Origin of the sequence: Acinetobacter sp. YH16051 (assembly GCF_013417135.1) — a bacterium.
GTDB classification, from domain to species: domain Bacteria; phylum Pseudomonadota; class Gammaproteobacteria; order Pseudomonadales; family Moraxellaceae; genus Acinetobacter; species Acinetobacter towneri.
This window is the reverse complement of record NZ_VPEN01000002.1, coordinates 311,551-335,683: the sequence shown is the minus strand read 5'-3', so window position 1 is coordinate 335,683 and position 24,133 is coordinate 311,551. Positions and strand designations below refer to the sequence as shown.

Below are 24,133 nucleotides of genomic sequence, written 5' to 3'. Positions count from 1 at the left end.
GGAGCTCGACCGCCCACACAAATAATGGTGGATTTTATCCAGAACAATAAAGATCGATATGGTGTTGAAGCGATTTGTAGAATTTTACCGATTGCAGCTTCGACCTATTATCGGGCTTTAGATCTCGCTGACAATCCAGAACATCGAGCGAAACGTGCTCTGCATGATTTACATCATGCAGAGCAAATCAAACGTATTTGGAAAGAAAGTTTAGGTCGATATGGTGTGCGTAAGGTCTGGCAACAATTGAAACGTGAAGGTTATGTTATCGCACGTTGTACAGTTGCTCGATTGATGCAGAAGCTAGCTATACAAGGTGTTTGGCGAGGTAAGAACAAACAAACCACCCGTAGCCGAGATGACCAAAAACGAGCAGATGATTTAGTGAAACGTAATTTTACTGCTGATCATCCTGACCAACTGTGGGTCAGTGACTTTACGTATATTCAAACTCATTCAGGCTGGGTCTATACCGCCTTTATTATTGATGTGTTCTCACGAGCAATTGTTGGCTGGAAAGTATCTACACGAATGAATACAGATATGGTGCTCGATGCATTAGAGCAAGCATTGCATGATCGAGGCATGCCAAAGAATGTGATTCATCATTCCGACAGAGGTGTGCAATATCTTTCCATTCGTTATACCCATCGTTTAGAAGCAGCAAATTTACGAGCATCAGTCGGTACGACTGGTGATTCATACGATAATGCTTTGGCTGAAACGGTGAATGGCTTATACAAAACAGAGGTGATTGAATATTTAAAAGCAGATTGGCAAGGTTTAGCAGATGTACAACTTGCGACACTAAACTGGGTAGATTGGTTCAATAAAAAGCGTGTACACAGTGCACTGGGTTATGTATCGCCTTTTGAGTTTGAAGCAATGTACTATGATAAGATTAACCCGTTAGGTCAGGTGGCCTAACTTAAATAAAAAAGTCTCCGACAAACCCGGTACGGTTCATAAGATGCAAGTCCCAGTTCTTCAAGCGCTTGCTCAACAATTTGTCTTTTAGTCCAGGACATTTAGCACCTCTTATTTATTCAGAGTCTTTAGACTCATGGCCCAACACCAACTGAGCTAATTCAGGCTTTCCAGCATTGGCTTTGTATTTGATTTCAGCCTTATCAAGAATGGCTTTGAGTTCATCTGCTGGCTTGTCTTCCAGTTTCTTAAAACGGATCTGCTTGCGTAGCTCTTGGTTTTCTTTTAGAGCTTCAACCAGTTCTTCTTTAAGCTTCGTGTTTTCTTCACCTAGCGCATCAAACTGCTCTACTGGTACGAATGCAGATGAATCAATTCCAGAAACCGAGCCACCAGTAACTGGTTCACGTTCAGGCAATTCACCAAAACCCACCCAACCTGAATCAAGTAATTTTTTTTCCGACTCTTCATTCGATGCGGTTTGGTGTTCGTATTTAGCTTTGTTGCCCTTGTAGAGCATTTTTGGATAATTCGACATTTCACTACTCCAAAAATGACAACGCCCGCATATAGCGGGCATTTGTCGTCATGGTTTTGTTAGGTCTGATTCTCTAGCATGATGCCAGCCAATTCAGGGTTAAGCACTTCCACGTTCGCCCATACAAATAAACGGTAGTTAGCCGCCAATGTATCGACGTTAGAGTCAGACAACATCACGATCTGAATACCGCTATCTGTAGTCGCTTTACGTACACGCTTACCTGAAGCTTCAAACGGCTCAGTATTGAAGTCAGCATGCACAATTTCAATCGCTGATTTTTCATAGAACACGCTTGCTGCAGTGGTCTTTGTGTTTAGGATAGTAATTGCTGCATCTGCTGCCGCACCAGTGGTCACGTTTGCATAAGCTTTTTGTGCTACTGCAGTGCCATCTGCAGGAACGATTGCAGGTGAAATTGTCCAGTTACCACCGCTAATTGCAAGAATACGGAAAGTTTTCAACTGTCCAGTAGACTGCTTGTTGATATGACCAACCGCATATACACCCGCAATTGTAAACACATCACCAACTGCGGCACCTGTACCAGTTTTAACTGCTAAAGTTTGAGTACGATTATCAGCAGGGATGCCATTCACATCAGCAGAAACTGGGGTATATGACTGCGCACCGCTAACCAAATAACCAGCACCTGCAGAGCCAACAATTGATTTACCGTAGTCAACACGGAAAGTATCAAAGCCTGCAATCGGTTGAAGTGTAGAGCGCTGGTATGCGTTCATTGGCGCTGTGTTCATTGTTTGACGCGCAGCAAGGTTGCCTGCAATGTTTTTCGCCATACGTGGATTTAACAGCATGATACGTTCGCCACGAGTCGCTTGTTGCTCAAGCATCAAAGCATCAGCCTCAGCAGCCTCGTCGTAAGTGTCAATCGGACCACCATTGATGACTGCTAAAGTGCCGCGCTCTGCAATACGGTTAGCAACCAATGTATCCAACTTGTTAGAAAGTAAGATATTTGATGTTTTAACGATATTGTCAAAAGCATACGGGTTGTTAAGGTCTACACCTGTCAATTTAACTGGCACGTTACGGATGTGTGATTCAGTCAAAGTAGCAGGTACAGTAAGCTCCACTAGGTCTTTATATTGACCAGTAATGTCGCGACCATCCACAATTTCAGTCATCAATGGCATTGGACGGTGGAAAGTTTGACCATTTAAAGCAAGTGCTTCTGCAGGTGCTTTGTATTGAGAAACGTTTTTAGAGCTGATATTGGTTGCATCAAAGCCAGCCACAACATCATCAAAGAAAACATCAATTTTTTTAGCAAATGAGTTCGCCATAAGTATTCACCTTATTTCTGTAAAGATTTTTTGTATTTAATCAGCTCGGTACGATCACCAGTTTTAGCTGCTTTCGCTTCGAGTTGCGCTAACTTCTGATCTACCACACCAGATAAGCCCGCCGATCCACTGGGTTTCCGCTCTGGTTGAGTTGATGGTTTACGAGTTTGGATTTTCATCTGAGAGTCCAGTTTGGCTGCAGCAAAGGCGAATTGAATTGGGTCTGTAATTTCAGAAAGCTCTTGTGCTTTCTTTGGGTTTTTCCCTAAGTGATACAGAATTAATTCTGGATTCTCGGCAGCATGAATCAAAATGCCCTGTTGGGTTGCTGTGAGTTTGTCTTTTGCAGCTTCTTCTACTTCCTCAAAGTCACGAACTTTGGATGCTACATTTTGACGTCGCTCTTCATAGCTTTGCATTTTGGTCTGCCATGCTTGCTTAGCCTTTTCTTCCTCAGCCTGCTTTGCTGCCTGCTGCTGTTCAACTTGACGTTTACGCTCATGCCATTGCTCGACTGCGCTTTCAAATTGATCTTCGTCATAATCAAAGTCGGCAAGCTTTGGTTTTGGTCCAACTTCAATTGGCTTTTCAGTAGGTTTAGCTTGTTGCACCTGAGCTTCTAGCTCCTTGATGCGCTTTCTTGCTTCCCGCTCTTTTTTGCGAAGGTCTTTCACCCATGTTGGCGCTGGTTTACCGCTAAAATCATCCTCATCGGATGGTTCGGGATCTTCATCACCAACCGTAATAACAAACTCCTCATCTTCAGACGTCTCATCATCAGATTGGTTTGATTCATCTTGGGTTTCTTCTGGATCTTCCTGATTTTCATCGTCCTGATTATCTTCAATCGGGTCGATGTTGTCTTGTTCATCCAGTTCTGTGCGCAGGTCTTCAATTGACATATTGCATTTCCTCGTTCTGTGTAGGCTGAACGGTTGCCTGTTGTGGTTGCATACCTAGTTGGCTGATTGCTTCAAGCACTGCTTGTCGCTCGTCCATATCTAAGCGTGTCATTAAATCGATTGCTTTGGCTTTGGTTTCTTCTGCTCTTGCTATCGCAAGTTCAGTGTCTGCCTGTGCTTTAATTGCGAGTGATTTATTCTTTTCAGCTTCGGATTGCAGATACAGTGTATTTGCATCAGGCTGCTGATTCTGAGCTTCTTGCGCGAGTTGCTGAGCTTCCTCTTTGGTTGGCTCTACAACACCCATACGCAGCAATTTCTTGCGGTAATATTCACGGACTTCATTAACGCCTTCACCTTCCATATTCATCATAATCATGGATGACAAAACTTGTTGATCCATTGGATCAGATACCAGTGGAAGCATGTTTGTCAGTGATCGTACGGTTGCATTGCGCTTACTGGTTGATGTTGGTCCAATATCAATTGAGACATCAAACTTGGCTTTGGTTAAGTCATTTGTATGCTCAACCTCACCAGAAGTCGGGTTATAAACAGGTTTAAATAACTCAATGGAGTCAATCTCGTCCTGATCCCCCACCGTCTTCATTGTTCGACCATCTTCAACATAAAGCTCAGATGCCATAGACAGCCAAATTTCACCAGAACGACGCACCGCTTTAGCAAAGTTCGAAATGTAGATAAAGGACTGCATATCCAAGCGGTTTTGAATCATCTCGATTGCAACACCGCTAGTATTGGAAACAATCTCATCACCTGATTCTTGATTGCCTAAAATGTCCGATAAATCCTGCTCAGTAACCTGAAGCAAAGCAGCCATTGCGGGCGGTATATTTGGCGACTTGGTATAAGCCACTGGACCCTGAGCAACAGCACTACCCATTGCATCTTTAAGCGGATGAGCTAACAGGAATGGATAGTTCTCAATATTGTCATTCGCCCACATGTGCTGAACGCCAGCTACCTGTTCAGGCGCTAGAATCGGCTTCTCAACGCTAGATAGCGCACTGATTTCACCAAGCTTAGATAGCTGCATGTTCTTCAGTCGTTGAGCGTCTTTACAAAGCCGCACATGACCCATGCAACGCTCTACGTTGTCGATATACCAGCGCTTACCATACACAGGCACGATTGGAATATGACGTCCTGCGATATGGCCGTAATCCTCAAGAACACCAAGACCTGACATAAGCATTTTACGAACACGCTTACGCTCAAAATCTCGGACTCGAACTTGTTGCGCACCTGTTGCATTTAATTCTTCAAGGATGCTTGGCTCTTCTTCAAGTTGTTCTGCGGTATATCGCTCTTCGGATCCATCGATTAAGCGGAAGATATGAATCTTCTCCTTAACCTTTTCGACCTTGTAATATTCAGCGACATAAACAGAATCCTTTGATGCCCAATCAAAATGACCATTGCTAATCGTCTTATCCCAAGAAGATGGGTCTTGATCTTCACCATATTCTTCTTTGAATGCATCACAAGACATTGAAGTTAAAACAAAGCAGTATTTCGCATCTGCTTTGTCTTGGCGCTTTGCATCGGGATCAAAGAAAACACATGTATCAGCATCAAAAATAGGCTCTATTCTGATTCGTTGACGCTCGTTCTCTTCATCGTCCTCATCTTCATAGTCAGCACGCAAACGCCAAGCACCAAAGCCACCACCGACTGCTTCTTCAAACGCATTGTCATAAGCCTCGTCTGCACCAGAATCCTGTTCATCTGCCCGGTAAAGCTTTGCACAGGTATCAGCCAAGTCATCATTGCTCACACCATCTTTGCTAATGAAGTTCACACCAATGCGGTTGTTGCGATATTCATTGATAATACGAATGACAGCCAGGTGAATCTTATTGACTTCAAATTTAGGCTTATTTTCAAACTGTTCGCCTAACTTGCCTTCCCATTGAGCACCAGCAATAGAATAAAAACGACGATCCTCTAAGCACTGCTGACGTTCATCGGCAACAGCACATTGAGCTTTATCAAATTGTTTCTTTGCGGTTTCGTGGATTTTGGCAAGTCGATCTGTTTTATCAGTCACGACTTGACTCCATTTGATTACCAACGATTGATTGTTGGGGTTGGATTGATTTCTATTGGATCTTGTTTAATCTTCACAGGGAACATAAAGGCAATTGGGTATGTGCCAGCATCATTCATGTGATCAAAGCCTGCTTTCTTGTCTGGTTGTCCATTCTCGTCATAAATTTGACGCTCTTGGCATTTCGAAAAGTGCGGGCACTTATCCACATTCACAAATAATTTTCGTTCGCCAAGCGTGTTGCATAACATCCCATTCATGGAGTTAATACGATCTTTAACTGATGGGTTTGTGGTATTCACAAAAACATTAAAGCCAGCGTTTTTTAGCAAAGAAATGTCTGTGTAACTTGCGCCAACGGACTTCCGGTTATCACCCGAAGCATCAGGATAAATACCAATTTCATGCTCTGGATAGCGCTCTTTGATCTCATCAATCATTGCAGGCGTATCAAATAGATTCACAAACTCATCTACTGCATGCATGGTGTCACCACGACGCACATAAACCACAGCGGCCATTTTGGTAACGTTAAAGTCCATGCCGATATGAAGCGTGTCACCATCCTGAACCGTTTCATTTGAGCTACTGAGTACCCGATTAAAGCAGTAATAAATAACGCCATGATAACTTTCAAAACTGGCTTCATATTCCTGACTGAATGTTTTCGGGTCCATCTTGCGCTTGGCAACAATGATTTCTGATTCAGGAATATTCCCACCCTGCAGCGAGGTATAGGAAAAGCTACGACAATCCGGTTCATGTCCTGGCTGACCATCCATGAAAGTGTCATAGCAATGGTTAAAGCCTTTCGGTGTACCAATCCTTAGGACATGGCCACCAACACGCTGTTCGCCACTCACGACGTACTTACAGGTTGAAAGCATTGGACGCAGGACTTCTTCCCATGCGGCCCATTTACAGTCTGCCCATTCATCAATGATCAGGAAAAATAAGCCAGATCCACGAAGGTCATCATAGTTATCCAGACCAACCACACGCATGACATGACCACTTTTTAGAGTGATCGTGCATTCAGTTTCGTTGGGCTTTCCTGCGCGCCATGATGGTGGAATTGCTTGTTTTAATCGTTTCCAGAAGACACGCTTGGCCTGCTTGAATGTAGGTGCTGCATACCAGATTTCATCCTCAACCGATACATTCCATTTTGCAGCCAGTCGTGCAGCTCGACGCATTTCAGCTTTAGCCAAGAATGTCTTGCCAAAGCGTCGACCACATACAGCATCACGAAAACGCGCTTCTTTTTGCCAGCCCCATAAGTAGATATTGGCCTGCTTTGGTGTAAGAGTGACTACACCTTCTGGTGGCTCAAAGAATTGGCTCATTTGGAATTTCCTCATCAGGCCGCAGCTCAACCTTGTAGTCTTCTCCCAGGCCGTGTTCTTGAGGTGGCTTAACTTCTCGTCTCAATTTCTCTACTTCAAGCTCTAATTTTTGATTATTCAAAACCTGATACTCAAGCTCATTTCTTTGCTTGGTCAACATAGAGATGCGACCAATCAAGCGGTCAATTAAAGCGTCATAATCTTTGCGCTTATATACAATCCTGTCACCACCACTCTGATCTTCAGGGTTTGTGTCCCCAAGCGTCATCGAGTCAATAGCAACCTTGTCTTGGTCTTTAATTGCGTCATCCTGTGCTTGTTTGGCTTTTAATGCTCTAGTCAATTGCACCTTGCAAAGCTTTAGTTCTGAATCAACAGAATGCAATTCAGATTGCTGACTAAACTCTATTTCTTCTTCAGTCATAAACTGAGAATAAATATTGTGCTTTGCGCTGTTTTTGTTACCTATTGGCGCTCCTGCGTTCCCACCATGCAGGCGACATCGTTTTTTACCTTTGATTGGCGGTTTTTGACACGCTTCGCCATTGCGTTTCTTTGCTCCGCAAATAGCCATAAACGCCTCATAAACTTTCTTTCATAGGATTGTTTCGCAAATGCCTGTTATTGTTCTCTCAAATACTTCAAATCATCTGGACAAGTCAGCTTCACACCATCTTTCAAGCACCACACTTCAATATCATTCAAATATTCGGCCATCTGCTTTGTCGTGGCTTCTGTAATACTCATTCGATTTGATACAAACTGTCTTAACGGCTCATAGCCTAAACTGCCTGATTCTTTAAGCTCTCGCATGACTTTAAATGTTTCAGGATACTCGCCAACCTTGTCGCGGTTATAAATAATCGAAAGGTATTTGTATTTAAAAAATGCAGAAGCTTCCTCTTTATCTAGTCCGCGCTGTTTGCCGTACTCGGTCATCCAAAGCCAATACAATCGTCTTTGTGCGCTAGACAGTGTTTCCTGCTTCTGATCTATACGCACCACCAACGGCTTGCCATCATTAATCGCCTGAGTGTAATTGGTGTGCATGAAGTTAATGGCTTTGGTGATGTCAGCATGTGATTGGATAGGAAACACGGCTTTTTGCATTTCCTGCTCCTGCCATTACTTAAAACAATTCAATCCGACTAACAAGCAATGTGTAATACCAATTCATTGCATCGTACTGCTCGTTTAACAAAGCCCAATTCTTATCATCAATGAAAGTTGGCTGCCCTTTTTGCAGAAAATCACGCAACTTATCAAGTCGTTCTTTGAGTTGATCTTTTTCTTCAACTACGCGCTGTTCATGTGGTTGTAGTTCTTTATTACTCATTTTCTTCTCACAAAAAAAAGAGCCATCTGGCTCAGTTAAAAAATCTCTTTGTCTGTTTGATTCATCATCAGCTCAGTCTTGACCAACCATTTCTCAAACATGGCTTCACTCTCTGCCCGATTGCCAAGCTCAAACCGATCAAACGCAGCATGGCATTTAAAACAAAGGGGAACGGTAAATAGGTCAGAACTTTTGATTCCTCTACCCTTACCATGCTTGGCGCTATTTGAATGAGCAGCTTGCGAGTTTGGATTACCACACTTCACACACGGAAGCTTACGAATCTCAGCGAGTCTTTTTGGATTGCGCATTTAATTGCTCTGCTATGCCATGAATCTGTTTATTGATCTTGCGCAATTCAGCACTGCAAGATTCTTTAAACGCATAGCTTGAAAACAGATGGTTGTAATTCATCAATCGGCTGCGGTTCTTTTCCAGCGTTTCTAAATTCCGTTTTGCTTCTATGATGTCCATACACCACCTGATAAGAAAAGAAAAACCCTGCCAATAATGCATATTGAGCAGGGTCTTATGTGCCGTAATACGTTCGGCAAATGCCACTGGAGTTGTGGCGAGGGTTCATTTAACTTCTTTCAAACAATCCCGACACACTTTGATTTCTTCATCATCAATCGTGTAATCAATCTCAGTCGCACCATGAAAACCGAATAAGCACATTAATAATCGGAGCATGTTTTCTCCTTATTTCATCGCAAATCGAAATAACTAAAAATAACTAAATCTATCTAAAATAATGTCAGTAATTTGTTCATTAAAACCAATGATTTATTTTATTTTTTAGCTAAAACATGCAGAAATTTTGGTGCCCTCATTTGCGAGGGTAGCATCTGGCACGCCATGCAGGACTCGAACCCGCAACCAATGCAATAGAAGTGCAATGCTCTATCCAATTGAGCTAATGGCGCTTAAATAAGGATGTGGCGATCTGCCACACCCTGCCTTAGATTACGATATTGACCAGCTCGGCAACTGATCTACCGCTACTCACAATCACACACACCTAACATGCACGGTCTGCTTTACTTGCTTTCAATCCTCTTTAGTTCGGGACGCTACTCCCTAGTCCAGATTCCCGAAGGAAGTTTACTCGATGGCATGTTCCACTGGTCAGCACTCCAGTAGGAATGAGTTACCTTTTTACAGGCAACAAAAAAGCCCACATTTCTGTGAGCCTTTACGGTAATTATCAGTCTTTCCTGATCGTCATTTGCTTTCATGGTTAAGTGCGTATACATGACTTTGACCACTTAACATAAATATAGCATCTGCCTTGCGCAAGGTCAATTTTTTTCATACCTAATAAAACCATAGCGAACATGCAGTGCAGCTAAACCACACTTAACATCCTGCTTGGCGTCATGCTCAGTGCGATATGGAGTTCGCATTTCAGACCAGCTATTAAAATAAAAATATCTCACTATGACTGCATCCAGCCAATCATCCAAAATATCCGATCTGCCTTGCATATCCAAAATTAGGCGCTGCACTGCACGCGCTTCATCATCACTGATCTGGCAAACAATGTCTTTAGGGGTTTGTTTTTTTGTTGGCAGAAAATCAAGGTCGCTACACATTGCATCCGCAATAATTTGGCGTTTTTTCTTAACGCCCATTTTTAGCTTTTTCCGTTTACTTACAGCTTGATCCATTGCAGTAGCAATAGGGTTTAATGACTTCCCACAGGTACCTTTGACACTGTCTTGCCATGCTCCAAATTGATACAACCACCCCTCTAAATCAAAACGTGACCAATCAACCGCCTGCAAAATATGTTTCTGTTTAACTGCTGCATTCATCACTTCACCAACCCTTCAATCTGTTTAATTGCAAATCCGCTTGTCACTTGCTCTGTACTGAACCGTAAAACCTGAAATCCCATCATTGTTGCTGCGTTATATTTTTCCATATCCCCCAAATAACCATTACCCCGTGTATGCCTGCCGCCTGACCATATACCGCCTTCAACTTCGATCAGCAGCTTCGTATTCTTAATATAAAAATCTGCCCGCCATTTTCGTGTTGAGTGAAATTGAAATTCTTGCTCAAATTCAATTTGTAATGCTTTGAGCTGCTGGATTAGTGCCGCCTCTCCTTTGCTCTCAACCCTTACACCCTTAACTTTGGTTGTGCGTTTGGTGGCAGTCTTACGACCACCGCCATAAAGTTTTTTGTATTCAGCAAGTGAGATGCTAGTCACTGGCACCTCGCAATGCATACATCACACGACTTGGCACCCAGCCACAGTACCCACAAACCAAACCGCCTTTTAAGCGGCCACAGAATTTACACATGTTCACCTACCCGTTCTATGACTGTTTGAATGGCTTTCAATGTCATATCCTTGTCAGTGGAATCACGTAAAAGATCAGCAATCATTAAAACTTTTCGCTTATATTTCTCAGCAACTTTTTCCGCAGCTTTCTGCTTACGATCCTGCACAGTGTTGAATGCGATTAGCTCATTGTGTTCTTGCTTGAGCTGGATATAGCACTGCTCCATGTTGTTAAGCTGGGCTTTTAGGTCGTCAGTGCTAAACTCATTCGCTTTCATACTCAATCCCCCTGCACAATCGTCATCGGCGATATGTGGTTGCGAATATCACTTACATAGTCCGTGCGGTCGTGGTCGGCGATGGCTGCTCTCAACTCATCCAAATCAAATACGTGTGTATCTGTCTCATAGACATCGAAACCCTCAGGCGCACCATCCACAATTTTCCGCATTTGTTCGATTGTTAAATTCATGCCTTCAACTCCCTTTCAACATTCATGATGTCTTTGGCGTACTGCGTTGCCTTGTAGTGACTACCTGAAACACGCTCCAAATATCGCCATTCAACAAAATTTTGCAGTTGGCTATAAACGGTTGCCCTGTGTGCATCAATAACGGCTTCTTGAATATCTTTCACAGTGAACAACTGAGTTGCATAGCATGCGAAAAGCAAAATATTTAACTGATCTTCAAATGTGAGCTTCCTTGTTTTATCAATCACACTTTCAACTGGTTTAATATCCCCGCCATTCTTTAAGAATTCTGCAACTGATTTGCTCACACCACACCCCCTACTCGCTGATCTGCCCAGTTGCATTCCACAACCTCCAACCCATCATGTTGAAAACGGGACCACAGTCGATCACCTAAATCTTTGCGCAATTCTTCTAACGTATAATTTGAAATGAGCATTGTTGGCTTGCCTTCGTCATAACGTGCGTACAGCACTTTGTGCACCAGCTGAAGTCTGTTCTCGTGCCGATCATGCAAACCGTATTCATCCAAAATCAGTAAATCGTATTCAGTGAATCGGTAAACCGCTTGAGCTTCGTTGTCATCGGGCTTAGTCCATGCATTGGCAATTTCTGCTGACATGTCTTCAGACGTGATGTATCTTGCGAATTTACCCTTATCCAAAGCGTTTCTAGCCACGGCGCAAGACAGATGCGTTTTACCCGTACCAGTACGACCAACCATGATCAAATTACGTGTAAGGCCCGTAATAAAATCCTTGGTGTATTTCACGCAAAGCTCTTTGGCATTTCTTTGGCCATCGTTTTGAGTGATGTACTCGTTGAATCCACTTTTGGCGTGTCGGCTTGGGAGCTTGGCACCTTCAAAGTGTTTTTTTCGCACCATGGCATCAACTGTTTTTTGATGTTCCAGATTGCTTTGAATCACATTTTCTTTTGCACAGGTTCCACAAACCAAACTACTGCCCGCTTTGATTTTGAGTTCACCGTGGATGGGACAAATGTCGCTACTCACTTGGAAATTAAATCCTGCTACTGCTGCAATTGAGTTCATACAAGGTCCCCCAAATCGATATCGTCAGTTGAGCAAGGCGCGTACTGGGTCACATCGCCCCAAGCGTCGTTGACGTTGCGTGAAGTGCTAACTTGGCTTTGTTTGTATTGGTGGGTATTTGTATTGCGTGAAAACTTTCGCTTAATCCATTTCACAAAATTTGAATACATCTGAGTTTCTGTAATCAGCCCAGATTTAAACTTTTGCTCGTAATGCGCATTGACCTCCAGCAAAACCTGATTCACTTGATCTTGTGTCATTGGCATTTCACCTGATCGTTGCAACCAAGAATTCAAAGAATGTAAATCTGGTGTCCAGAGATTCAATACCTGATCTACTGGATTTTGCTGAGTATCCCTTTCTTTAAATTTTTCTTTAATATTTTCTTTTAAATCTATTTCTTTTACAGAGTGACATTTGATGTCACTAGTGGTGGTGACATGAGATGTCACTGGTGTAGTAGCATTTGATGTTACTGGTGTAGTAGCATTTGATGTTACTGGTGTAGTGACATGAGATGTAACTACATTAGATGTAACTGCATTAGATGTAGTTACATTTGATGCTACTGCTTCAACAGAAATACGATCACCTAAAGTCAGTGTGTAAGAGCTACTTTTACCTAGTGTTTTCGTGATGATGATCAATTGGTATTTGGCTAGCTCGGCCATACATTTACGGACAGTTCGCTTGTCTTTAATTCCAGTGATTTTCATCACCAAGGTTTCACTCATTGACTTTTGATCTAGGTGAAAGCCTTTGATGTGGCGATTTAGTAGAACGATGCACTTAATAGCATCCCCACTTAATACAGCCAGATAGCCTTCGTCACAGATGAAATTGGGCAAGGGTGAATACCCATCATCTTTTTTCGACATGGCTTTTCGCTCTTTTTTGGGAAAATTCACAACCTCACCTTGTTGGTTGAGTGGTTCATGTGCTAAATTTGTGTTCATTCAATGCCCTCTAAGTTTTGAATACCAAAAGCCTGATCTCAACCATCAGGCTTTTTCTTTGTCTGCCGAGGTAGCCGAAGTTTCCTTTGTCTGCCCCCATAGTTTTTCCATACGATGAAACTCACGCTTACGAGCAACGAGGTTCTTTATGGCTAAATCTCTTAACCACTCAGCAACAGTTATGCCTTGTGCGTTGCAAATGGTTTCAATCGCTTGGTTTGTGTTGTCGTTAAATTTCACAGTCACAGGATTGCAAAGCTTCCCTTCTAGGAATCCTGCTTCCAGTGCTTCATTCATATCGTCCACCCCCATGTTTCCACCTATGCTGCAGGACTGTGTGAACAGTGTTTTTTCCACAGGCGTTCTAGGCTTTTGCCCAAGTCATACCCGATCCGTTTTCCACATAAGCCGTTTTCAAGATTGCTTACATAGTTTTGCGAACATTTAATTTCACTGGCGATCTGGGTTTGAGTGAGACCTTTTTCTTTTAAATCCACAATCATGGATTGCCATTGATTCATATCAACCTCCGATATTTTTAACCAATATATAGTTTTTCCGATATTTATACAATAGCCAAACCGATTGGTTTTTGTATCACAATTCCGATAATGGTTATAAAGGAGAAGCACATGGCTACTCTTGGTGAAAATTTAAGAAAGATACGCAAAGCCAAAAAGATGACTCAGGCTGTCTTGGCGCAAAAATCAGGCGTAAAGCAGTCTGTAATTTCTGACCTTGAAACTGGTAATGCTAGAAATACAGGCTTTGTAGTTGAGCTTGCTACTGCGCTCGGAGTTACTGCGGAAGAATTAAAGAAAGGTGTGGATACAGCTGATCTTATTACAAGTAATGTCGCCGCAATTAAGCCAAACATGGCTCCTGTTCTTTCTTGGGTGCAGGCAGGCGTATTCACCAATGTTCAGGCTGTAGATATGTCGCAGGTCGAAGAATGGCTTCCGCTTCCAGATGACTGTGAGGATTGTTTTTATTTAAAGGTTCAAGGTTTAAGCAACTACCCTACTTTCCATGAGGGCGACTACATCCTTGTTGATCCGCATGTGCAGTATTGTGATATGCAGTCTGGTGATCTGGTTGTTGTTAGAAAACACGATGATGCAACATTTAAAAGATTGGTAATCGAAACTGACGGCTCACCCTACTTACAAGCACTTAATCCTGACTTTAAACCAAACATTATTCCACTTGATGAGGAGTGTGTATTTGTTGGTGAAGTGGTGGATTGCATTCGCTTCGTTTACCGAGCCAAGAAAAAACCGCGCAAGAATTAAAAATAAAAGCCGCTATATGCGGCTTAGGTATTAATTGTGAACCCGCTGCATGATTTTAGAAATATTAGGTTTTTGTTTTAAATGGGGTGGCAAATGAGAAAAAGACCAAAAGATGATGAAATAATAGCCTTAAAAAGTGTTCCCAAAATACTCTTAAAGCCACTTCGTCAAAAGTGGATAGATCAGCTAAAATTTAGACAGCTTTCTATTGAGTTGTGTAGCCAGGATCAAAAACATAGATTCAAGCTTTACATGAGACAATCAAATCTAGATGAGGATAATTTCTCATGTGGATTGAGTTACTTGGAGTCAAATGAAAGTGATATTACGCTAGCAAGATACAATGGAAGTAGCCATGTTCATGTCAATAAATGTGATGGTCAACGATTTGATTTTCAATGCCATATCCATCAAGCTAATGAAGCATCACTAAAAGTTTCCAAAAAAATTGAAAACTTTGCTATTCAAACAGATAGATATAAAAATCTATCTGGCGCTATACAATGTGTACTAAAAGATTTTAATATAATTGATATCAACATCGGACAACTTATAGAGCAAGGAGGATTGTTTGATGAAAATTAATGAAGTTAAACAATTGCTTTGCAATAGCTTTTGTCGTGATATAGGTTTTAAAGAAACTAGAAATGGAGCAATAGTATCCCTGCCTATATTTGATATGGATGGTGATGCTTTTAGTATTTATTTAAGTGAAATAACTGGTGGTTGGCGTTTATCAGATGGCGCAAGCACGATGATGCGCTTAAGCTATGAGAATGACTTAGACACATTGTTAAAAGGCTCACGTTTTGATTTATTTAACAACTATGTAGCAGAGGCTAATGCTGAATATGATGATGGTGAGTTCACAATGCAGATCCCAGCTGACCAACTAGTCATGGGCTTGTTTGAATTCACTAGGTTGTTAAATAGAATTAGCGATTTAGCGTTACTAAAACAACATAGAGTTGTATCTACATTTAAAGATCAGCTTAGAGAGGCTTTATTCTCTCTGCTACCATCCGACCAGATTCATGAAAATTATCGCGTCCCAGGGCTACCAAATGCTGATGATTATGTTATTGATTACATGGTAGAGGCAGAGACCCCTTTATTTCTATTCGGTGCCAGCAATAAGGACTCTGTTAGATTATCAATTATTACAATGCAATACCTTGAAAAGCATAATATCAACTTTAACTCCTTAGTGATTTTGGAGGATTCTTCAAAATTACCAACACAGGATTTAAATCGACTCATGATTGCAGCTAACGATATAATTCCTAATTTGCATGAAACGCAAGCTATCGAGAAAAAAATCAAACATCGATTAGTTTGCTGATACTCAACTTAGCTCTATAGCAGCACAAACCCACCCCAGCGGTGGGTTTTCTTTTGTCTATTAAAGCGTAAAGCACAACTCAAAAATAAAAAATTATCGGTTTTTCTATATTTTTATCGGTTTGCCTATTGACTAATAATATCGGTAATGCGATATTTAACCTCGTAAACACAAAAAAGCCCGCAGACGGTCAAATCAGGCGGGCTCGAATACAACGAGGTCATTATGGCAAAACTTCAAAAATCATTCAAGGCTGCGTTATTCGCACTACTTGTTGGCTCAGGGATGTTCGCAGCGTATGCGGTACAGCCTGCCAAAGAGCAACCTACTGAGCATTTTTATAGCAGCTCATACCAAATGCAAAACAGCTTCTGCGCTGATGAATATTGCACGGCACGTATCAAGGCTGATGATGCTGACGTTTATGTTGAATACAAACTTGATGACGCATCTGTTGCAGAAATGGAAGTTATCAACGTGATTCGCTTCAACGAGTCAGTAAACGCTGAAATAGATCGCTACGAAATTCAAAAAATTAATGCTGCGATTGTAGGGGGTGTTTGATGAGTATCTTCACTCCGAAAATTGCACCTCCAGCTGGCGCAACACATCACGCTTTAGTGAATGGTGAAGCGCTTGAGTATTACCGCAAAGACACGAATCAAAAATTTGATGGTAGTCACTGGGTAGATTTGAACTCTTATTTCCCGATGTGGCCAACCCCTATCAACCAAATGCCTGCACAAGTAACTCGTGGCTTTGTGCGTTCTGAAATTTACCCACGTAAAAGCGTTTGTGGCGCATATCAAGGGGACTAAATATGAATACTGCAGTGGATTTACAAAGTGCTGAAAACGCCCGCCAAGCATGGCTTGAGTCTCGTCGTTTAGGTATTGGTGGTTCAGACGTTGCTGCAATCCTTGGTTTGAGCAAGTACAAATCACCGTATCAATTGTGGCTTGATAAAACTTCACGGTCTGAACTTGAAGATTCTCAATCTGAGGCTGCTTACTGGGGCAACACTTTGGAGGACATTGTTGCCAAAGAGTATGCCAAACGGAATGGCGTTAAGGTGCAGCGTGTTAATGCAACGATCGCCCACCCTGAACATGACTGGATGCGTGCCAATATTGACCGTGCAATCATTAATCCTGAAATTGCAGGCAATGTACGCATCAAAAATGGAAAGCTAACCACTGACCGAATTCTTGAGTGCAAGACTGCAAACCAATACTTAGCAAAACTTTGGGGTGATGAGCAAACTGAGTCGGTACCTGATTATTACCTGACTCAATGCCAGTGGTACATGGGTGTTACAGGTGCATCACTTTGCGGTTTAGGCGTGCTGATCGGTGGTCAAAAGTTCCGTACCTACCAAATTGCTTTCGACCCTGAATTGTTTGAAATGCTTATCGAGCAATGTTCTGAGTTTTGGCATGAGCATGTGTTGGCAGACGTACCACCAGCGCCAACCACATTTGATGATGTCTTGCATCGCTGGGCAAAACACAATCCTGATCAGGCTGTGGAAGCCGATAGCGAGCTGGCGCAGATCATCACCGAATACAAAGAGCTAAACAGCAACATCAAGGAAGCTACAGCCGAGCTTGACCAACTCAAGCTGCAGATCTGCACACGCATGGAAGATGCGGAAATGATCATTGCTGAAGAAAAGCGTTTGGCCACATTCAAATATCAGGAACGCAACACCTTAGACAGCAAAGCATTAAAGGCTGCACATCCTGAGATTTATGAACAATTTTTAAAGACCTCTAGCACTCGTGTGCTGCGGATTGGTTGAGGTGGGTATGAGTCAAATCACAGTCGAAAAACTTTCCGCTAGGTTCACTAAACACGATGAGGAGGTGCAGGTAAATCTTTTTCGGGATGTGGAAACCGAGAAGATAGAGGTGATTTACGGCCTGCATATCAATGATGGCCGTGAAATTTACCTGTATGAAGAAGAAATCGAACTTGCACACCAAATGCTGCAAAAACTTAAAGAATTAAACTCAAAGGATTAAAACCATGAACTCAATTGTTAAAGCTCCAGCGAACCAAGCTGTTAATTTCTTAACTCCAAACAACTTGCAAGAAGCAATGCAGATTGCTGACCTTTTGGCGGGTTCTGACATTGTGCCAAAGGATTATCAGCGTAAGCCAGGCAACATTCTAGTTGCTATGCAATGGGGTGCTGAAATCGGATTGCAGCCACTTCAAGCAATGCAAAACATTGCTGTAATTAATGGTCGCCCTTCTATCTGGGGTGATGCAATGCTTGCCTTGGTGCGTGGCTCAGGCTTACTTGACTTCATCCGTGAAGAACTTTCAGAAGATGGTACTAAGGCAATTTGCACAGTAAAGCGTAAAGGCGAAGAGCCAACCGTTTCTGAGTTCAGCATGGAAGATGCCAAAAAAGCTGGCTTGTCAGGTAAGCAAGGACCTTGGACACAGTATCCAAAGCGCATGATGAAATTACGTGCACGCTCTTATGCTTTACGTGATGTCTTCCCTGACGTGCTTAAAGGTATGGCAATTGCTGAGGAAGAAAAGGACAAGGAAATTGATATTACCCCTGCTACGGTTACACCAGAAACAAGCAATGCAAAAGCAAATAGTGGTTCATCTGCATTAAAAGCACGTATGGCCAAGAAGCAGGCGGTTGAGTCTGTTGCCACTGAAATTGACCTTACTGCTTATTACCAGCGCATTGATAACGCAACGTCACTTGATGATTTGAAGCAGATTGGTGCTGATATTGTGGCACTCAATTTGGGCGAACCTGCCAAATCTGAAATTGGGGAGGCATACAAAGCCAAACATAAAGAGCTTAAAGAAGCTCAAATGTTCCCTGCTGAATCTGTGACCGCTGTGATTGATGAAATCAACAACGCAAGCGACTTGGATGCATTGAATGCAGTCATGGCGACCCGTTTTGAACCATTTACAGCGAAAATGACTGAACAGCAAATTGCTCAAATTAATTCAGCGTATGAAGCTCAAGAAGCAGCTCTAACACCATGAGTTTTTCATATTCAACCATCACCCGAACACTGACAGTGTTCGGGACCAAGATGACGCACATATTTAACAACGTGAGTTTAGGTGAAATTGAAAGCCTAATTCTTGACGCAAAATTCAAAGAAGCGAACTGGAGAGAATAATGAATTCAGCAGCTGATCTAAAACGATTACACGAGCAAACGGCTCTACAAAAAGCAAAAGACAAGGTAATTGATGCTTTAAAGAATGACCCGCTTGGCTTATCTGCAAACCAATTAATGACTGTTTGCCGCCTTAGTATTAAGACCGTGAAAAACACTCTAGCAACGATCGATGTGCAAGAAGAGCATGGTGTTTATTTTCTGTCAGGTGTGGCTAGAGCAGAAATTTCAACCGAACCACAAGCAGAACAAGTCACAACTGTAGCGCAGGTAAAGGCTCATGATGCAATTTTGCAATATTTGCATGACTTTCCTGCAGGTTTAACAAAGCCTGAATTGATGGCTGCTTTGCAACTGAATGACAAGCAATTCACCAATGGTATTTATAAGCTGAAAAACGAAGGTGAAATTATCCGTACTGGTAAATTCGGCAGCTACAAATACCAATTAAAAACTAATAGCCAAGAAATGAATACTGAAGTTATTGCGGCACCAGCTGCTGAAGAAAATGTGATTAGTGTGCAGCCTGTTGTAGAAACATCTGCTCAGGATCCACAACCAAGTGAGCCTGATGCCATCGCTTTACTAAAAGACCAAATCAAAACAGTGGTCACAACCAAAAACCACTTAACAATTACGGAAGATCAGCTGTACGTCCTATTGTCTGACTTATTTGGTTTAAACACAGTCAATTTCTGTATTGATGGTGGTCGTCTTGTTGGTGTGAATCTTAGTGAGGAAGTGGTGGCGTGATGGATATTCATATCAGTACATCTCGATTTAACGCCAAAAGAATAGTTCGATTTAACTGCCCAGACTGCAAGAAAAATAGTCGAGCTATTGAGTTTTTTCAACACTATCGCGGATGGGGCTCAACTTGCATAAATTGCGGCAGACAGTGGTGTGATGGTGAGTGGTTGCCTTTGGATTTTTATCGTGGCGTGCGCAAAGAGAATATCAATGCAGCTAAGCGGCTTTGGCGAAAACTAAAAGATATTGGTAGCGAAATAACATTTGAAGAATTTGAGGTGGCGTGATGGATATTCAAAGAAAATGTTTTGAGGAATCAAACAATGTAAATCCAGATTGGTCTTTTAAGTTTGATGAAGAATTGCAGCAGTATATTGCGCTAGATAGCGAAATGGAATTGCAAGTAGACGAGTTTAACGAGCTTTGGGATGCGTTCCGTGCTGGATGGCAAGCAGCCAAAGCCCAATCCGAAAAAGCTCTACTCGAACAATTTGAAATCAACAATAAACTTGTTGAGCAAATGGAAAACATGGTCACTTATGAGCGCTTGCAAGAGCTTATTGCAATTGGTGTTGAGGCGGCACTGGAGCAAGCTAATGACTGAAATTCAGCAAACGAACGTCGGCGTAGCGAATTTCATTGCTGGTGAGTTGCACAAGGAGTTGCCCTTTGACTTGGTGTTAGATCCAGGTGAAACAGGCGCTCTTTATGAAATAGCGGTTGATATGCGTCATTTAAATTCTGATTTTGTTGAATGGGTTATCAAGGTCACAAAGAGCAGAAAGGTTGATGGTACTGGAATCATTATCCGTGTGCAAAAACACTTTGTGCATCCACTCTACAACATGCTTGCTTTATATATTAATAAGCATGACCAGTATGGCGTGGTGAAGGCTTTGGGAGAGGTGTCGTGAAATTCTATGAAAGAGTGATCAGAGATTTTGGCGGATATGAAAAGTGCAAGGATATTTTAAGTCAGCCAAACATTGGTTTTATTATGAATGCCCATGCATTGCGCGACCACATGCTCGAATACCGCCGCCAGCACAATATTTTTGAGGTTGGGGATAAGGTTGTATTGGCTCAATCTTACCCTTTGGATACGGTTAATGAGATCAAAAGAATTGAAAATCTTACACCGCATATCAAGGGCTCAGAAACTAAATACTTTTTGGAAAATTCATTAGGTTGTTGGTCATTTCAAATAAAACACGCCACAGATGAAGAAATCAAAGCAGGTAAAAGATTGGAGGTGAATCAATGACAGCAATGGCAAACATGGGCAACTTGGTTGTTGCTCTGCCTCCTGCGGATATTTGGCTTACAGATGAACAGGCGGCAGATTTTTTGGGTTATGCGGGCACTTATTTCAAAGCATCTATTATTTGCTTAAAAGGATTCCCAAAACCAAGATACATCACAGACAATTCAAAAGGTCGCAGATGGAACTTGAAAATGCTATCTGATTGGTTGAGTGAAAGACCAGAAGATTTGAAAATTAAGACAGGCAGACCCCGCAAAATTTAGCGGGGTTTTTCTTGTTTAAAATATGGATTACGCCAATATTACGCCAAAGTGTATATAAGTTATTGTTTTTATAGTATGTATTGGTGCGCTCAGCGGGACTCGAACCCACGCCACAGGCTTCGGAGACCTGTACTCTATCCAGTTGAGCTATGAGCGCGCGCTGCACATCATAACAAAAAATTGCTGAAGGTAAAGCAACTATATATAAGTTACGTATTTTTATGCTTATGCTTTAAACAATGTTCCAAACTTGGAACAAAGAATTCCATGTAACTTACTTGGTTTATTGACGTGGATCGCTCACAATAGTGGCTCTATTCCTCAAGTGAGAATTTCATGACTGATGCATTGACGTTAAGGGACGTGTCAAAGACCTATCGAAATGGTTTCCAAGCACTGAAAGGAATTAATTTGACCGTTCCTGAAGGCGAGTTTTATGCCCTACTTGGACCCAATGGTGCAGGTAAATCTACAACCATTAGCATCATCAGTTCTCTTACCAAAAAAACTGCAGGTACCGTCGAAATTTTTGGGCATAATCTAGATACCCAACCATCCCAAGCCAAGCAATGTTTAGGGGTAGTACCGCAAGAATTTAACTTTGGTCAGTTTGAAAAGACCTTTGATATTTTGGTCACACAAGCAGGCTATTACGGCATCCCTAAAAAAGTTGCCGAGCAACGTGCCGAAGAATATTTAGAAAAACTGGGTTTATGGGATAAACGTGCCACTCAAGCGCGAATGCTGTCTGGCGGTATGAAACGTCGTTTAATGATTGCACGTGCCATGATGCACGAGCCGAAACTGCTTATTTTGGATGAACCCACTGCAGGTGTAGATATTGAGCTGCGTCGTTCAATGTGGGATTTTTTAACAGAGATGAATGATAAAGGCACCTCAATCATTCTCACTACCCACTATTTAGAAGAAGCGGAAATGTTGTGTCGTCGTATCGCGATTATTGATCGTGGTGTGATTAAAGAAGACACTTCAATGAAAAACTTCTTAAACCAGTTAAGTGAAGAATCTTTTATTTTCGATTTGGCTGAACCTATTCAACCCATTCATCTAGATATTATTGGTGTACGTTTCAACTTAATTGATGCAGTGACCCTAGAAGTCACTATGGATAAAGCTCACACCTTAAATGATTTATTCCAACTTTTAGAAGCACAAGGCATTCGCGTGCGCAGTATGCGTAATAAGTCCAACCGTCTAGAAGAGTTATTTGTCAAAATGGTCGAAAAGAATTTAGATGGAGCTGCGCAATGAATTTTACCCAACTACGGATTGCACTCTATACCTTAGTACATAAAGAAGTTCGTCGTTTTATGCGCATATGGCCTCAAACCTTGCTCCCGCCAGCCATCACCATGAGTTTGTACTTTGTGATTTTTGGTAATTTGGTCGGTTCGCGTATTGGTGAAATGGGCGGCTTTAGCTATATGCAATTTATTGTGCCCGGCTTAATTATGATGGCAGTCATTACCAACAGCTATGCCAACGTATCTTCAAGTTTTTTTAGTGCAAAATTCCAGAAAAGCATTGAAGAACTAATCATGAGCCCTGTACCTTTGCATGCCATTTTATGGGGCTATGTTTTGGGTGGTGTTAGTCGTGGCGTATTGGTCGGTATTATTGTCACCACCATGAGTCTATTCTTTACCGACCTTTATATTACCAATTGGTTTGTTACCATTTATACCGTATTAATTACGTCCTTTTTATTTTCATTAGGCGGTTTTATTAATGCTGTTTATGCCAAATCATTTGATGATATTTCTATTATTCCAACTTTTGTACTGACTCCACTGACTTATTTAGGTGGTGTATTCTATGCCATTAGTGCCTTAAGCCCTTTTTGGCAAAATCTCTCTTTAATTAACCCTGTGGTGTATATGGTTAATGCTTTCCGTTACGGCATTTTAGGCCATAGTGATGTCAACGTGACGATTTCATTATCTGTGATTACACTATGCTGTGCTGTGCTTTATGGTATTGCCTATCATTTACTTTCTCGTGGTTCAGGAATGCGTGAATAATGAGTGTTGAACAATCTCTTCTTGGTAAAGACACCAATTATCCTACAGAATATCAACCCGATATTTTGTTCCCTATTTCACGTGCTGCTGCACGTGAAAAATATGCAGATGTTGAGGGAATTCAACTGGGGCAAGACTGGTGGCACGTTTTTGAAATTTCGTGGTTGAATGCCGCAGGCATTCCGCAAGTTGCGATTGGTCGGATTACACTACCTGCTTCATCGCCTAACCTGATCGAATCAAAATCATTAAAGCTCTACTTTAATAGTATGAACTTTACCCGCTTTCAGTCTGAAGCCAATTTCATTGAAACTGTTGAGCATGATTTAACGGCTGCTGCGCAAGCACCTGTTACGCTAACTTTATTTCAGGTCGATGATTTAGCGATTAGCCAGCCTGAGGGCATTTGCATTGATCAGCTCACGCCTGAGCGTTTAGAGCAGCATCCTGACCCAAGTTTATTGCAATTCGATTTAGAACAAGCGGAAGATGTAGAGGTACAACTTTACTCGCATTTATTACGCAGCAATTGTCCAGTCACAGGACAACCTGACTGGGGCACGGTTTTTATCCGTTATCAAGGCAAAAAACCTTGTTATCGCAGTATTTTGGCTTATATTATTTCTTATCGTCAGCATAATGGTTTCCATGAACAATGTGTGGAACAGATGTTTGCAGACATCTGGCAAAAATTCGCACCAGAAAAACTGATGGTATATGCAACCTATACACGTCGTGGTGGTTTAGACATTAACCCTTGCCGTGTATCGGACTTAACATGGATGCCTCGCCCTATTCGTTTAGCGCGACAATAA

Annotated in this window: 37 protein-coding genes and 2 tRNA genes; 18 read left to right on the top strand and 21 right to left on the bottom strand. The window is 41.9% G+C overall.

Annotated features, from left to right (window positions below; all coding sequences use genetic code 11):
• On the top strand, positions 1 to 927 hold a 927-nt coding region (locus tag FTV41_RS03440), incomplete at its 5' end, for an IS3-like element ISAba29 family transposase (RefSeq protein ID WP_179996125.1).
• A gap of 115 nt (positions 928 to 1,042) precedes the next feature.
• Here FTV41_RS03440 and FTV41_RS03435 read toward each other — a convergent pair.
• The 20 genes from FTV41_RS03435 to FTV41_RS03340 form a co-directional block, all read right to left on the bottom strand.
• A complete protein-coding gene (locus FTV41_RS03435; RefSeq protein WP_179996124.1) occupies positions 1,043 to 1,465 on the bottom strand; it encodes a hypothetical protein in 423 nt (140 codons plus the stop codon).
• Positions 1,466 to 1,524: 59 nt separating this feature from the next.
• Positions 1,525 to 2,772, bottom strand: coding sequence for a P22 phage major capsid protein family protein (locus tag FTV41_RS03430; protein WP_179996123.1), 1,248 nt, complete (start codon positions 2,770 to 2,772; stop codon positions 1,525 to 1,527).
• Positions 2,773 to 2,783: 11 nt separating this feature from the next.
• Positions 2,784 to 3,674, bottom strand: coding sequence for a hypothetical protein (locus FTV41_RS03425; protein WP_179996122.1), 891 nt, complete (start codon positions 3,672 to 3,674; stop codon positions 2,784 to 2,786).
• Positions 3,664 to 5,745: a portal protein gene (locus FTV41_RS03420; RefSeq protein ID WP_179996121.1), complete on the bottom strand. Its 2,082-nt coding sequence runs from the start codon at positions 5,743 to 5,745 to the stop codon at positions 3,664 to 3,666. Before FTV41_RS03420 ends, FTV41_RS03425 begins: the two co-directional genes overlap by 11 nt.
• Before the next feature lie 17 nt (positions 5,746 to 5,762).
• Positions 5,763 to 7,091, bottom strand: a complete 1,329-nt coding sequence (locus FTV41_RS03415) for a terminase (RefSeq protein ID WP_179996120.1) — start codon at positions 7,089 to 7,091, stop codon at positions 5,763 to 5,765.
• On the bottom strand, positions 7,075 to 7,665 hold the full coding sequence (locus tag FTV41_RS03410; RefSeq protein ID WP_179996119.1) for an HGGxSTG domain-containing protein: 591 nt from the start codon (positions 7,663 to 7,665) through the stop codon (positions 7,075 to 7,077). Before FTV41_RS03410 ends, FTV41_RS03415 begins: the two co-directional genes overlap by 17 nt.
• Positions 7,666 to 7,712: 47 nt before the next feature.
• Complete coding sequence (locus tag FTV41_RS03405) at positions 7,713 to 8,201, bottom strand: hypothetical protein (RefSeq protein ID WP_179996118.1); 489 nt, start codon at positions 8,199 to 8,201, stop codon at positions 7,713 to 7,715.
• A 19-nt stretch (positions 8,202 to 8,220) separates the two neighbouring features.
• Positions 8,221 to 8,427 (bottom strand): hypothetical protein, encoded by a 207-nt coding sequence (locus FTV41_RS03400; RefSeq protein ID WP_179996117.1) that lies wholly within the window; start codon positions 8,425 to 8,427, stop codon positions 8,221 to 8,223.
• Between the two features lie 35 nt (positions 8,428 to 8,462).
• Positions 8,463 to 8,738: a DUF968 domain-containing protein gene (locus FTV41_RS03395; protein WP_179996116.1), complete on the bottom strand. Its 276-nt coding sequence runs from the start codon at positions 8,736 to 8,738 to the stop codon at positions 8,463 to 8,465.
• Complete coding sequence (locus FTV41_RS03390) at positions 8,713 to 8,901, bottom strand: hypothetical protein (RefSeq protein ID WP_179996115.1); 189 nt, start codon at positions 8,899 to 8,901, stop codon at positions 8,713 to 8,715. The genes FTV41_RS03395 and FTV41_RS03390 overlap by 26 nt, the downstream gene beginning before the upstream one ends.
• A 375-nt stretch (positions 8,902 to 9,276) precedes the next feature.
• A tRNA-Arg gene (locus FTV41_RS03385) sits at positions 9,277 to 9,353 on the bottom strand.
• Positions 9,354 to 9,728: 375 nt separating this feature from the next.
• Complete coding sequence (locus FTV41_RS03380; RefSeq protein WP_179996114.1) at positions 9,729 to 10,244, bottom strand: hypothetical protein; 516 nt, start codon at positions 10,242 to 10,244, stop codon at positions 9,729 to 9,731.
• Positions 10,244 to 10,645 (bottom strand): DUF559 domain-containing protein, encoded by a 402-nt coding sequence (locus FTV41_RS03375; RefSeq protein ID WP_179996113.1) that lies wholly within the window; start codon positions 10,643 to 10,645, stop codon positions 10,244 to 10,246. The genes FTV41_RS03380 and FTV41_RS03375 overlap by 1 nt, the downstream gene beginning before the upstream one ends.
• Positions 10,646 to 10,731: 86 nt before the next feature.
• Positions 10,732 to 10,998: a hypothetical protein gene (locus FTV41_RS03370; protein WP_257221903.1), complete on the bottom strand. Its 267-nt coding sequence runs from the start codon at positions 10,996 to 10,998 to the stop codon at positions 10,732 to 10,734.
• Positions 10,999 to 11,000: 2 nt separating this feature from the next.
• Positions 11,001 to 11,192 (bottom strand): hypothetical protein, encoded by a 192-nt coding sequence (locus FTV41_RS03365; RefSeq protein ID WP_179996112.1) that lies wholly within the window; start codon positions 11,190 to 11,192, stop codon positions 11,001 to 11,003.
• Entirely contained in the window at positions 11,189 to 11,500 is a 312-nt protein-coding gene (locus FTV41_RS03360) for a hypothetical protein (protein ID WP_179996111.1), read from the bottom strand. The genes FTV41_RS03365 and FTV41_RS03360 overlap by 4 nt, the downstream gene beginning before the upstream one ends.
• On the bottom strand, positions 11,497 to 12,246 hold the full coding sequence (locus tag FTV41_RS03355) for an ATP-binding protein (RefSeq protein ID WP_179996110.1): 750 nt from the start codon (positions 12,244 to 12,246) through the stop codon (positions 11,497 to 11,499). Before FTV41_RS03355 ends, FTV41_RS03360 begins: the two co-directional genes overlap by 4 nt.
• On the bottom strand, positions 12,243 to 13,202 hold the full coding sequence (locus FTV41_RS03350) for a replication protein (protein ID WP_179996109.1): 960 nt from the start codon (positions 13,200 to 13,202) through the stop codon (positions 12,243 to 12,245). The genes FTV41_RS03355 and FTV41_RS03350 overlap by 4 nt, the downstream gene beginning before the upstream one ends.
• A 45-nt stretch (positions 13,203 to 13,247) precedes the next feature.
• Positions 13,248 to 13,499, bottom strand: a complete 252-nt coding sequence (locus FTV41_RS03345) for a hypothetical protein (protein ID WP_257221902.1) — start codon at positions 13,497 to 13,499, stop codon at positions 13,248 to 13,250.
• 23 nt (positions 13,500 to 13,522) lie between these two features.
• Positions 13,523 to 13,723 carry a helix-turn-helix transcriptional regulator gene (locus FTV41_RS03340; RefSeq protein WP_104852037.1) on the bottom strand — a complete coding sequence of 67 codons (201 nt, stop codon included), beginning with the start codon at positions 13,721 to 13,723 and terminating at the stop codon, positions 13,523 to 13,525.
• Positions 13,724 to 13,834: 111 nt separating this feature from the next.
• On the opposite strand from FTV41_RS03340, the gene FTV41_RS03335 reads away from it, so the two are divergent.
• The 14 genes from FTV41_RS03335 to FTV41_RS03270 all read left to right on the top strand — a co-directional run bounded on the left by FTV41_RS03335 (position 13,835) and on the right by FTV41_RS03270 (position 21,276).
• Positions 13,835 to 14,494 carry a LexA family transcriptional regulator gene (locus FTV41_RS03335; RefSeq protein WP_179996107.1) on the top strand — a complete coding sequence of 220 codons (660 nt, stop codon included), beginning with the start codon at positions 13,835 to 13,837 and terminating at the stop codon, positions 14,492 to 14,494.
• A 93-nt stretch (positions 14,495 to 14,587) separates the two neighbouring features.
• Complete coding sequence (locus tag FTV41_RS03330) at positions 14,588 to 15,079, top strand: hypothetical protein (protein ID WP_179996106.1); 492 nt, start codon at positions 14,588 to 14,590, stop codon at positions 15,077 to 15,079.
• Positions 15,069 to 15,836 carry a DUF1828 domain-containing protein gene (locus FTV41_RS03325; protein ID WP_179996105.1) on the top strand — a complete coding sequence of 256 codons (768 nt, stop codon included), beginning with the start codon at positions 15,069 to 15,071 and terminating at the stop codon, positions 15,834 to 15,836. The genes FTV41_RS03330 and FTV41_RS03325 overlap by 11 nt, the downstream gene beginning before the upstream one ends.
• Positions 15,837 to 16,061: 225 nt before the next feature.
• Entirely contained in the window at positions 16,062 to 16,400 is a 339-nt protein-coding gene (locus FTV41_RS03320; protein WP_179995571.1) for a hypothetical protein, read from the top strand.
• Positions 16,400 to 16,654 (top strand): hypothetical protein, encoded by a 255-nt coding sequence (locus tag FTV41_RS03315; protein ID WP_179996104.1) that lies wholly within the window; start codon positions 16,400 to 16,402, stop codon positions 16,652 to 16,654. The genes FTV41_RS03320 and FTV41_RS03315 overlap by 1 nt, the downstream gene beginning before the upstream one ends.
• 2 nt (positions 16,655 to 16,656) lie before the next feature.
• Positions 16,657 to 17,637, top strand: coding sequence for a YqaJ viral recombinase family protein (locus tag FTV41_RS03310; protein WP_179996103.1), 981 nt, complete (start codon positions 16,657 to 16,659; stop codon positions 17,635 to 17,637).
• Between the two features lie 7 nt (positions 17,638 to 17,644).
• Positions 17,645 to 17,860, top strand: coding sequence for a hypothetical protein (locus FTV41_RS03305; RefSeq protein WP_179996102.1), 216 nt, complete (start codon positions 17,645 to 17,647; stop codon positions 17,858 to 17,860).
• 4 nt (positions 17,861 to 17,864) lie between these two features.
• Positions 17,865 to 18,860: a recombinase RecT gene (locus FTV41_RS03300; protein ID WP_179996101.1), complete on the top strand. Its 996-nt coding sequence runs from the start codon at positions 17,865 to 17,867 to the stop codon at positions 18,858 to 18,860.
• A gap of 139 nt (positions 18,861 to 18,999) precedes the next feature.
• Positions 19,000 to 19,752, top strand: a complete 753-nt coding sequence (locus FTV41_RS03295; protein ID WP_179996100.1) for a hypothetical protein — start codon at positions 19,000 to 19,002, stop codon at positions 19,750 to 19,752.
• A complete protein-coding gene (locus FTV41_RS03290; RefSeq protein ID WP_179996099.1) occupies positions 19,752 to 20,036 on the top strand; it encodes a hypothetical protein in 285 nt (94 codons plus the stop codon). The genes FTV41_RS03295 and FTV41_RS03290 overlap by 1 nt, the downstream gene beginning before the upstream one ends.
• Positions 20,036 to 20,353, top strand: a complete 318-nt coding sequence (locus tag FTV41_RS03285) for a hypothetical protein (RefSeq protein ID WP_179996098.1) — start codon at positions 20,036 to 20,038, stop codon at positions 20,351 to 20,353. Before FTV41_RS03290 ends, FTV41_RS03285 begins: the two co-directional genes overlap by 1 nt.
• Positions 20,346 to 20,663, top strand: a complete 318-nt coding sequence (locus FTV41_RS03280; protein ID WP_179996097.1) for a hypothetical protein — start codon at positions 20,346 to 20,348, stop codon at positions 20,661 to 20,663. Before FTV41_RS03285 ends, FTV41_RS03280 begins: the two co-directional genes overlap by 8 nt.
• A complete protein-coding gene (locus FTV41_RS03275) occupies positions 20,660 to 21,013 on the top strand; it encodes a hypothetical protein (protein ID WP_179996096.1) in 354 nt (117 codons plus the stop codon). The genes FTV41_RS03280 and FTV41_RS03275 overlap by 4 nt, the downstream gene beginning before the upstream one ends.
• Positions 21,010 to 21,276, top strand: coding sequence for a hypothetical protein (locus FTV41_RS03270; protein ID WP_121594692.1), 267 nt, complete (start codon positions 21,010 to 21,012; stop codon positions 21,274 to 21,276). Before FTV41_RS03275 ends, FTV41_RS03270 begins: the two co-directional genes overlap by 4 nt.
• A gap of 81 nt (positions 21,277 to 21,357) precedes the next feature.
• Here FTV41_RS03270 and FTV41_RS03265 read toward each other — a convergent pair.
• Positions 21,358 to 21,433: transfer RNA gene (locus FTV41_RS03265), tRNA-Arg, on the bottom strand.
• 179 nt (positions 21,434 to 21,612) lie between these two features.
• Here FTV41_RS03265 and FTV41_RS03260 point away from each other — a divergent pair.
• From FTV41_RS03260 to queF, 3 genes are read left to right on the top strand one after another with little or no spacing between them, the layout of a single operon-like run.
• Positions 21,613 to 22,548: an ABC transporter ATP-binding protein gene (locus FTV41_RS03260; protein WP_096902394.1), complete on the top strand. Its 936-nt coding sequence runs from the start codon at positions 21,613 to 21,615 to the stop codon at positions 22,546 to 22,548.
• A complete protein-coding gene (locus tag FTV41_RS03255; RefSeq protein ID WP_096902393.1) occupies positions 22,545 to 23,318 on the top strand; it encodes an ABC transporter permease in 774 nt (257 codons plus the stop codon). Before FTV41_RS03260 ends, FTV41_RS03255 begins: the two co-directional genes overlap by 4 nt.
• A complete protein-coding gene (queF, locus tag FTV41_RS03250) occupies positions 23,318 to 24,133 on the top strand; it encodes an NADPH-dependent 7-cyano-7-deazaguanine reductase QueF (RefSeq protein ID WP_179996095.1) in 816 nt (271 codons plus the stop codon). Before FTV41_RS03255 ends, queF begins: the two co-directional genes overlap by 1 nt.

Bases quoted from the DNA above. Each gene is read 5' to 3' on its own strand.
- FTV41_RS03260 (WP_096902394.1), top strand. From the start codon at position 21,613: ATGACTGATGCATTGACGTTAAGGGACGTGTCAAAGACCTATCGAAAT.
- FTV41_RS03410 (WP_179996119.1), bottom strand. From the start codon at position 7,665: ATGGCTATTTGCGGAGCAAAGAAACGCAATGGCGAAGCGTGTCAAAAA.
- FTV41_RS03285 (WP_179996098.1), top strand. From the start codon at position 20,036: ATGGATATTCAAAGAAAATGTTTTGAGGAATCAAACAATGTAAATCCA.
- FTV41_RS03310 (WP_179996103.1), top strand. From the start codon at position 16,657: ATGAATACTGCAGTGGATTTACAAAGTGCTGAAAACGCCCGCCAAGCA.
- FTV41_RS03340 (WP_104852037.1), bottom strand. From the start codon at position 13,723: ATGAATCAATGGCAATCCATGATTGTGGATTTAAAAGAAAAAGGTCTC.
- FTV41_RS03305 (WP_179996102.1), top strand. From the start codon at position 17,645: ATGAGTCAAATCACAGTCGAAAAACTTTCCGCTAGGTTCACTAAACAC.
- FTV41_RS03395 (WP_179996116.1), bottom strand. From the start codon at position 8,738: ATGCGCAATCCAAAAAGACTCGCTGAGATTCGTAAGCTTCCGTGTGTG.
- FTV41_RS03345 (WP_257221902.1), bottom strand. From the start codon at position 13,499: ATGAATGAAGCACTGGAAGCAGGATTCCTAGAAGGGAAGCTTTGCAAT.
- FTV41_RS03365 (WP_179996112.1), bottom strand. From the start codon at position 11,192: ATGAATTTAACAATCGAACAAATGCGGAAAATTGTGGATGGTGCGCCT.
- FTV41_RS03405 (WP_179996118.1), bottom strand. From the start codon at position 8,201: ATGCAAAAAGCCGTGTTTCCTATCCAATCACATGCTGACATCACCAAA.
- FTV41_RS03320 (WP_179995571.1), top strand. From the start codon at position 16,062: ATGGCAAAACTTCAAAAATCATTCAAGGCTGCGTTATTCGCACTACTT.
- FTV41_RS03255 (WP_096902393.1), top strand. From the start codon at position 22,545: ATGAATTTTACCCAACTACGGATTGCACTCTATACCTTAGTACATAAA.
- FTV41_RS03350 (WP_179996109.1), bottom strand. From the start codon at position 13,202: ATGAACACAAATTTAGCACATGAACCACTCAACCAACAAGGTGAGGTT.
- FTV41_RS03425 (WP_179996122.1), bottom strand. From the start codon at position 3,674: ATGTCAATTGAAGACCTGCGCACAGAACTGGATGAACAAGACAACATC.
- FTV41_RS03315 (WP_179996104.1), top strand. From the start codon at position 16,400: ATGAGTATCTTCACTCCGAAAATTGCACCTCCAGCTGGCGCAACACAT.
- FTV41_RS03330 (WP_179996106.1), top strand. From the start codon at position 14,588: ATGAGAAAAAGACCAAAAGATGATGAAATAATAGCCTTAAAAAGTGTT.
- FTV41_RS03325 (WP_179996105.1), top strand. From the start codon at position 15,069: ATGAAAATTAATGAAGTTAAACAATTGCTTTGCAATAGCTTTTGTCGT.
- FTV41_RS03335 (WP_179996107.1), top strand. From the start codon at position 13,835: ATGGCTACTCTTGGTGAAAATTTAAGAAAGATACGCAAAGCCAAAAAG.
- FTV41_RS03400 (WP_179996117.1), bottom strand. From the start codon at position 8,427: ATGAGTAATAAAGAACTACAACCACATGAACAGCGCGTAGTTGAAGAA.
- FTV41_RS03355 (WP_179996110.1), bottom strand. From the start codon at position 12,246: ATGAACTCAATTGCAGCAGTAGCAGGATTTAATTTCCAAGTGAGTAGC.
- FTV41_RS03300 (WP_179996101.1), top strand. From the start codon at position 17,865: ATGAACTCAATTGTTAAAGCTCCAGCGAACCAAGCTGTTAATTTCTTA.
- FTV41_RS03380 (WP_179996114.1), bottom strand. From the start codon at position 10,244: ATGAATGCAGCAGTTAAACAGAAACATATTTTGCAGGCGGTTGATTGG.
- FTV41_RS03430 (WP_179996123.1), bottom strand. From the start codon at position 2,772: ATGGCGAACTCATTTGCTAAAAAAATTGATGTTTTCTTTGATGATGTT.
- FTV41_RS03270 (WP_121594692.1), top strand. From the start codon at position 21,010: ATGACAGCAATGGCAAACATGGGCAACTTGGTTGTTGCTCTGCCTCCT.
- queF (WP_179996095.1), top strand. From the start codon at position 23,318: ATGAGTGTTGAACAATCTCTTCTTGGTAAAGACACCAATTATCCTACA.
- FTV41_RS03390 (WP_179996115.1), bottom strand. From the start codon at position 8,901: ATGGACATCATAGAAGCAAAACGGAATTTAGAAACGCTGGAAAAGAAC.
- FTV41_RS03435 (WP_179996124.1), bottom strand. From the start codon at position 1,465: ATGTCGAATTATCCAAAAATGCTCTACAAGGGCAACAAAGCTAAATAC.
- FTV41_RS03415 (WP_179996120.1), bottom strand. From the start codon at position 7,091: ATGAGCCAATTCTTTGAGCCACCAGAAGGTGTAGTCACTCTTACACCA.
- FTV41_RS03280 (WP_179996097.1), top strand. From the start codon at position 20,346: ATGACTGAAATTCAGCAAACGAACGTCGGCGTAGCGAATTTCATTGCT.
- FTV41_RS03290 (WP_179996099.1), top strand. From the start codon at position 19,752: ATGGATATTCATATCAGTACATCTCGATTTAACGCCAAAAGAATAGTT.
- FTV41_RS03370 (WP_257221903.1), bottom strand. From the start codon at position 10,998: ATGAAAGCGAATGAGTTTAGCACTGACGACCTAAAAGCCCAGCTTAAC.
- FTV41_RS03295 (WP_179996100.1), top strand. From the start codon at position 19,000: ATGAATTCAGCAGCTGATCTAAAACGATTACACGAGCAAACGGCTCTA.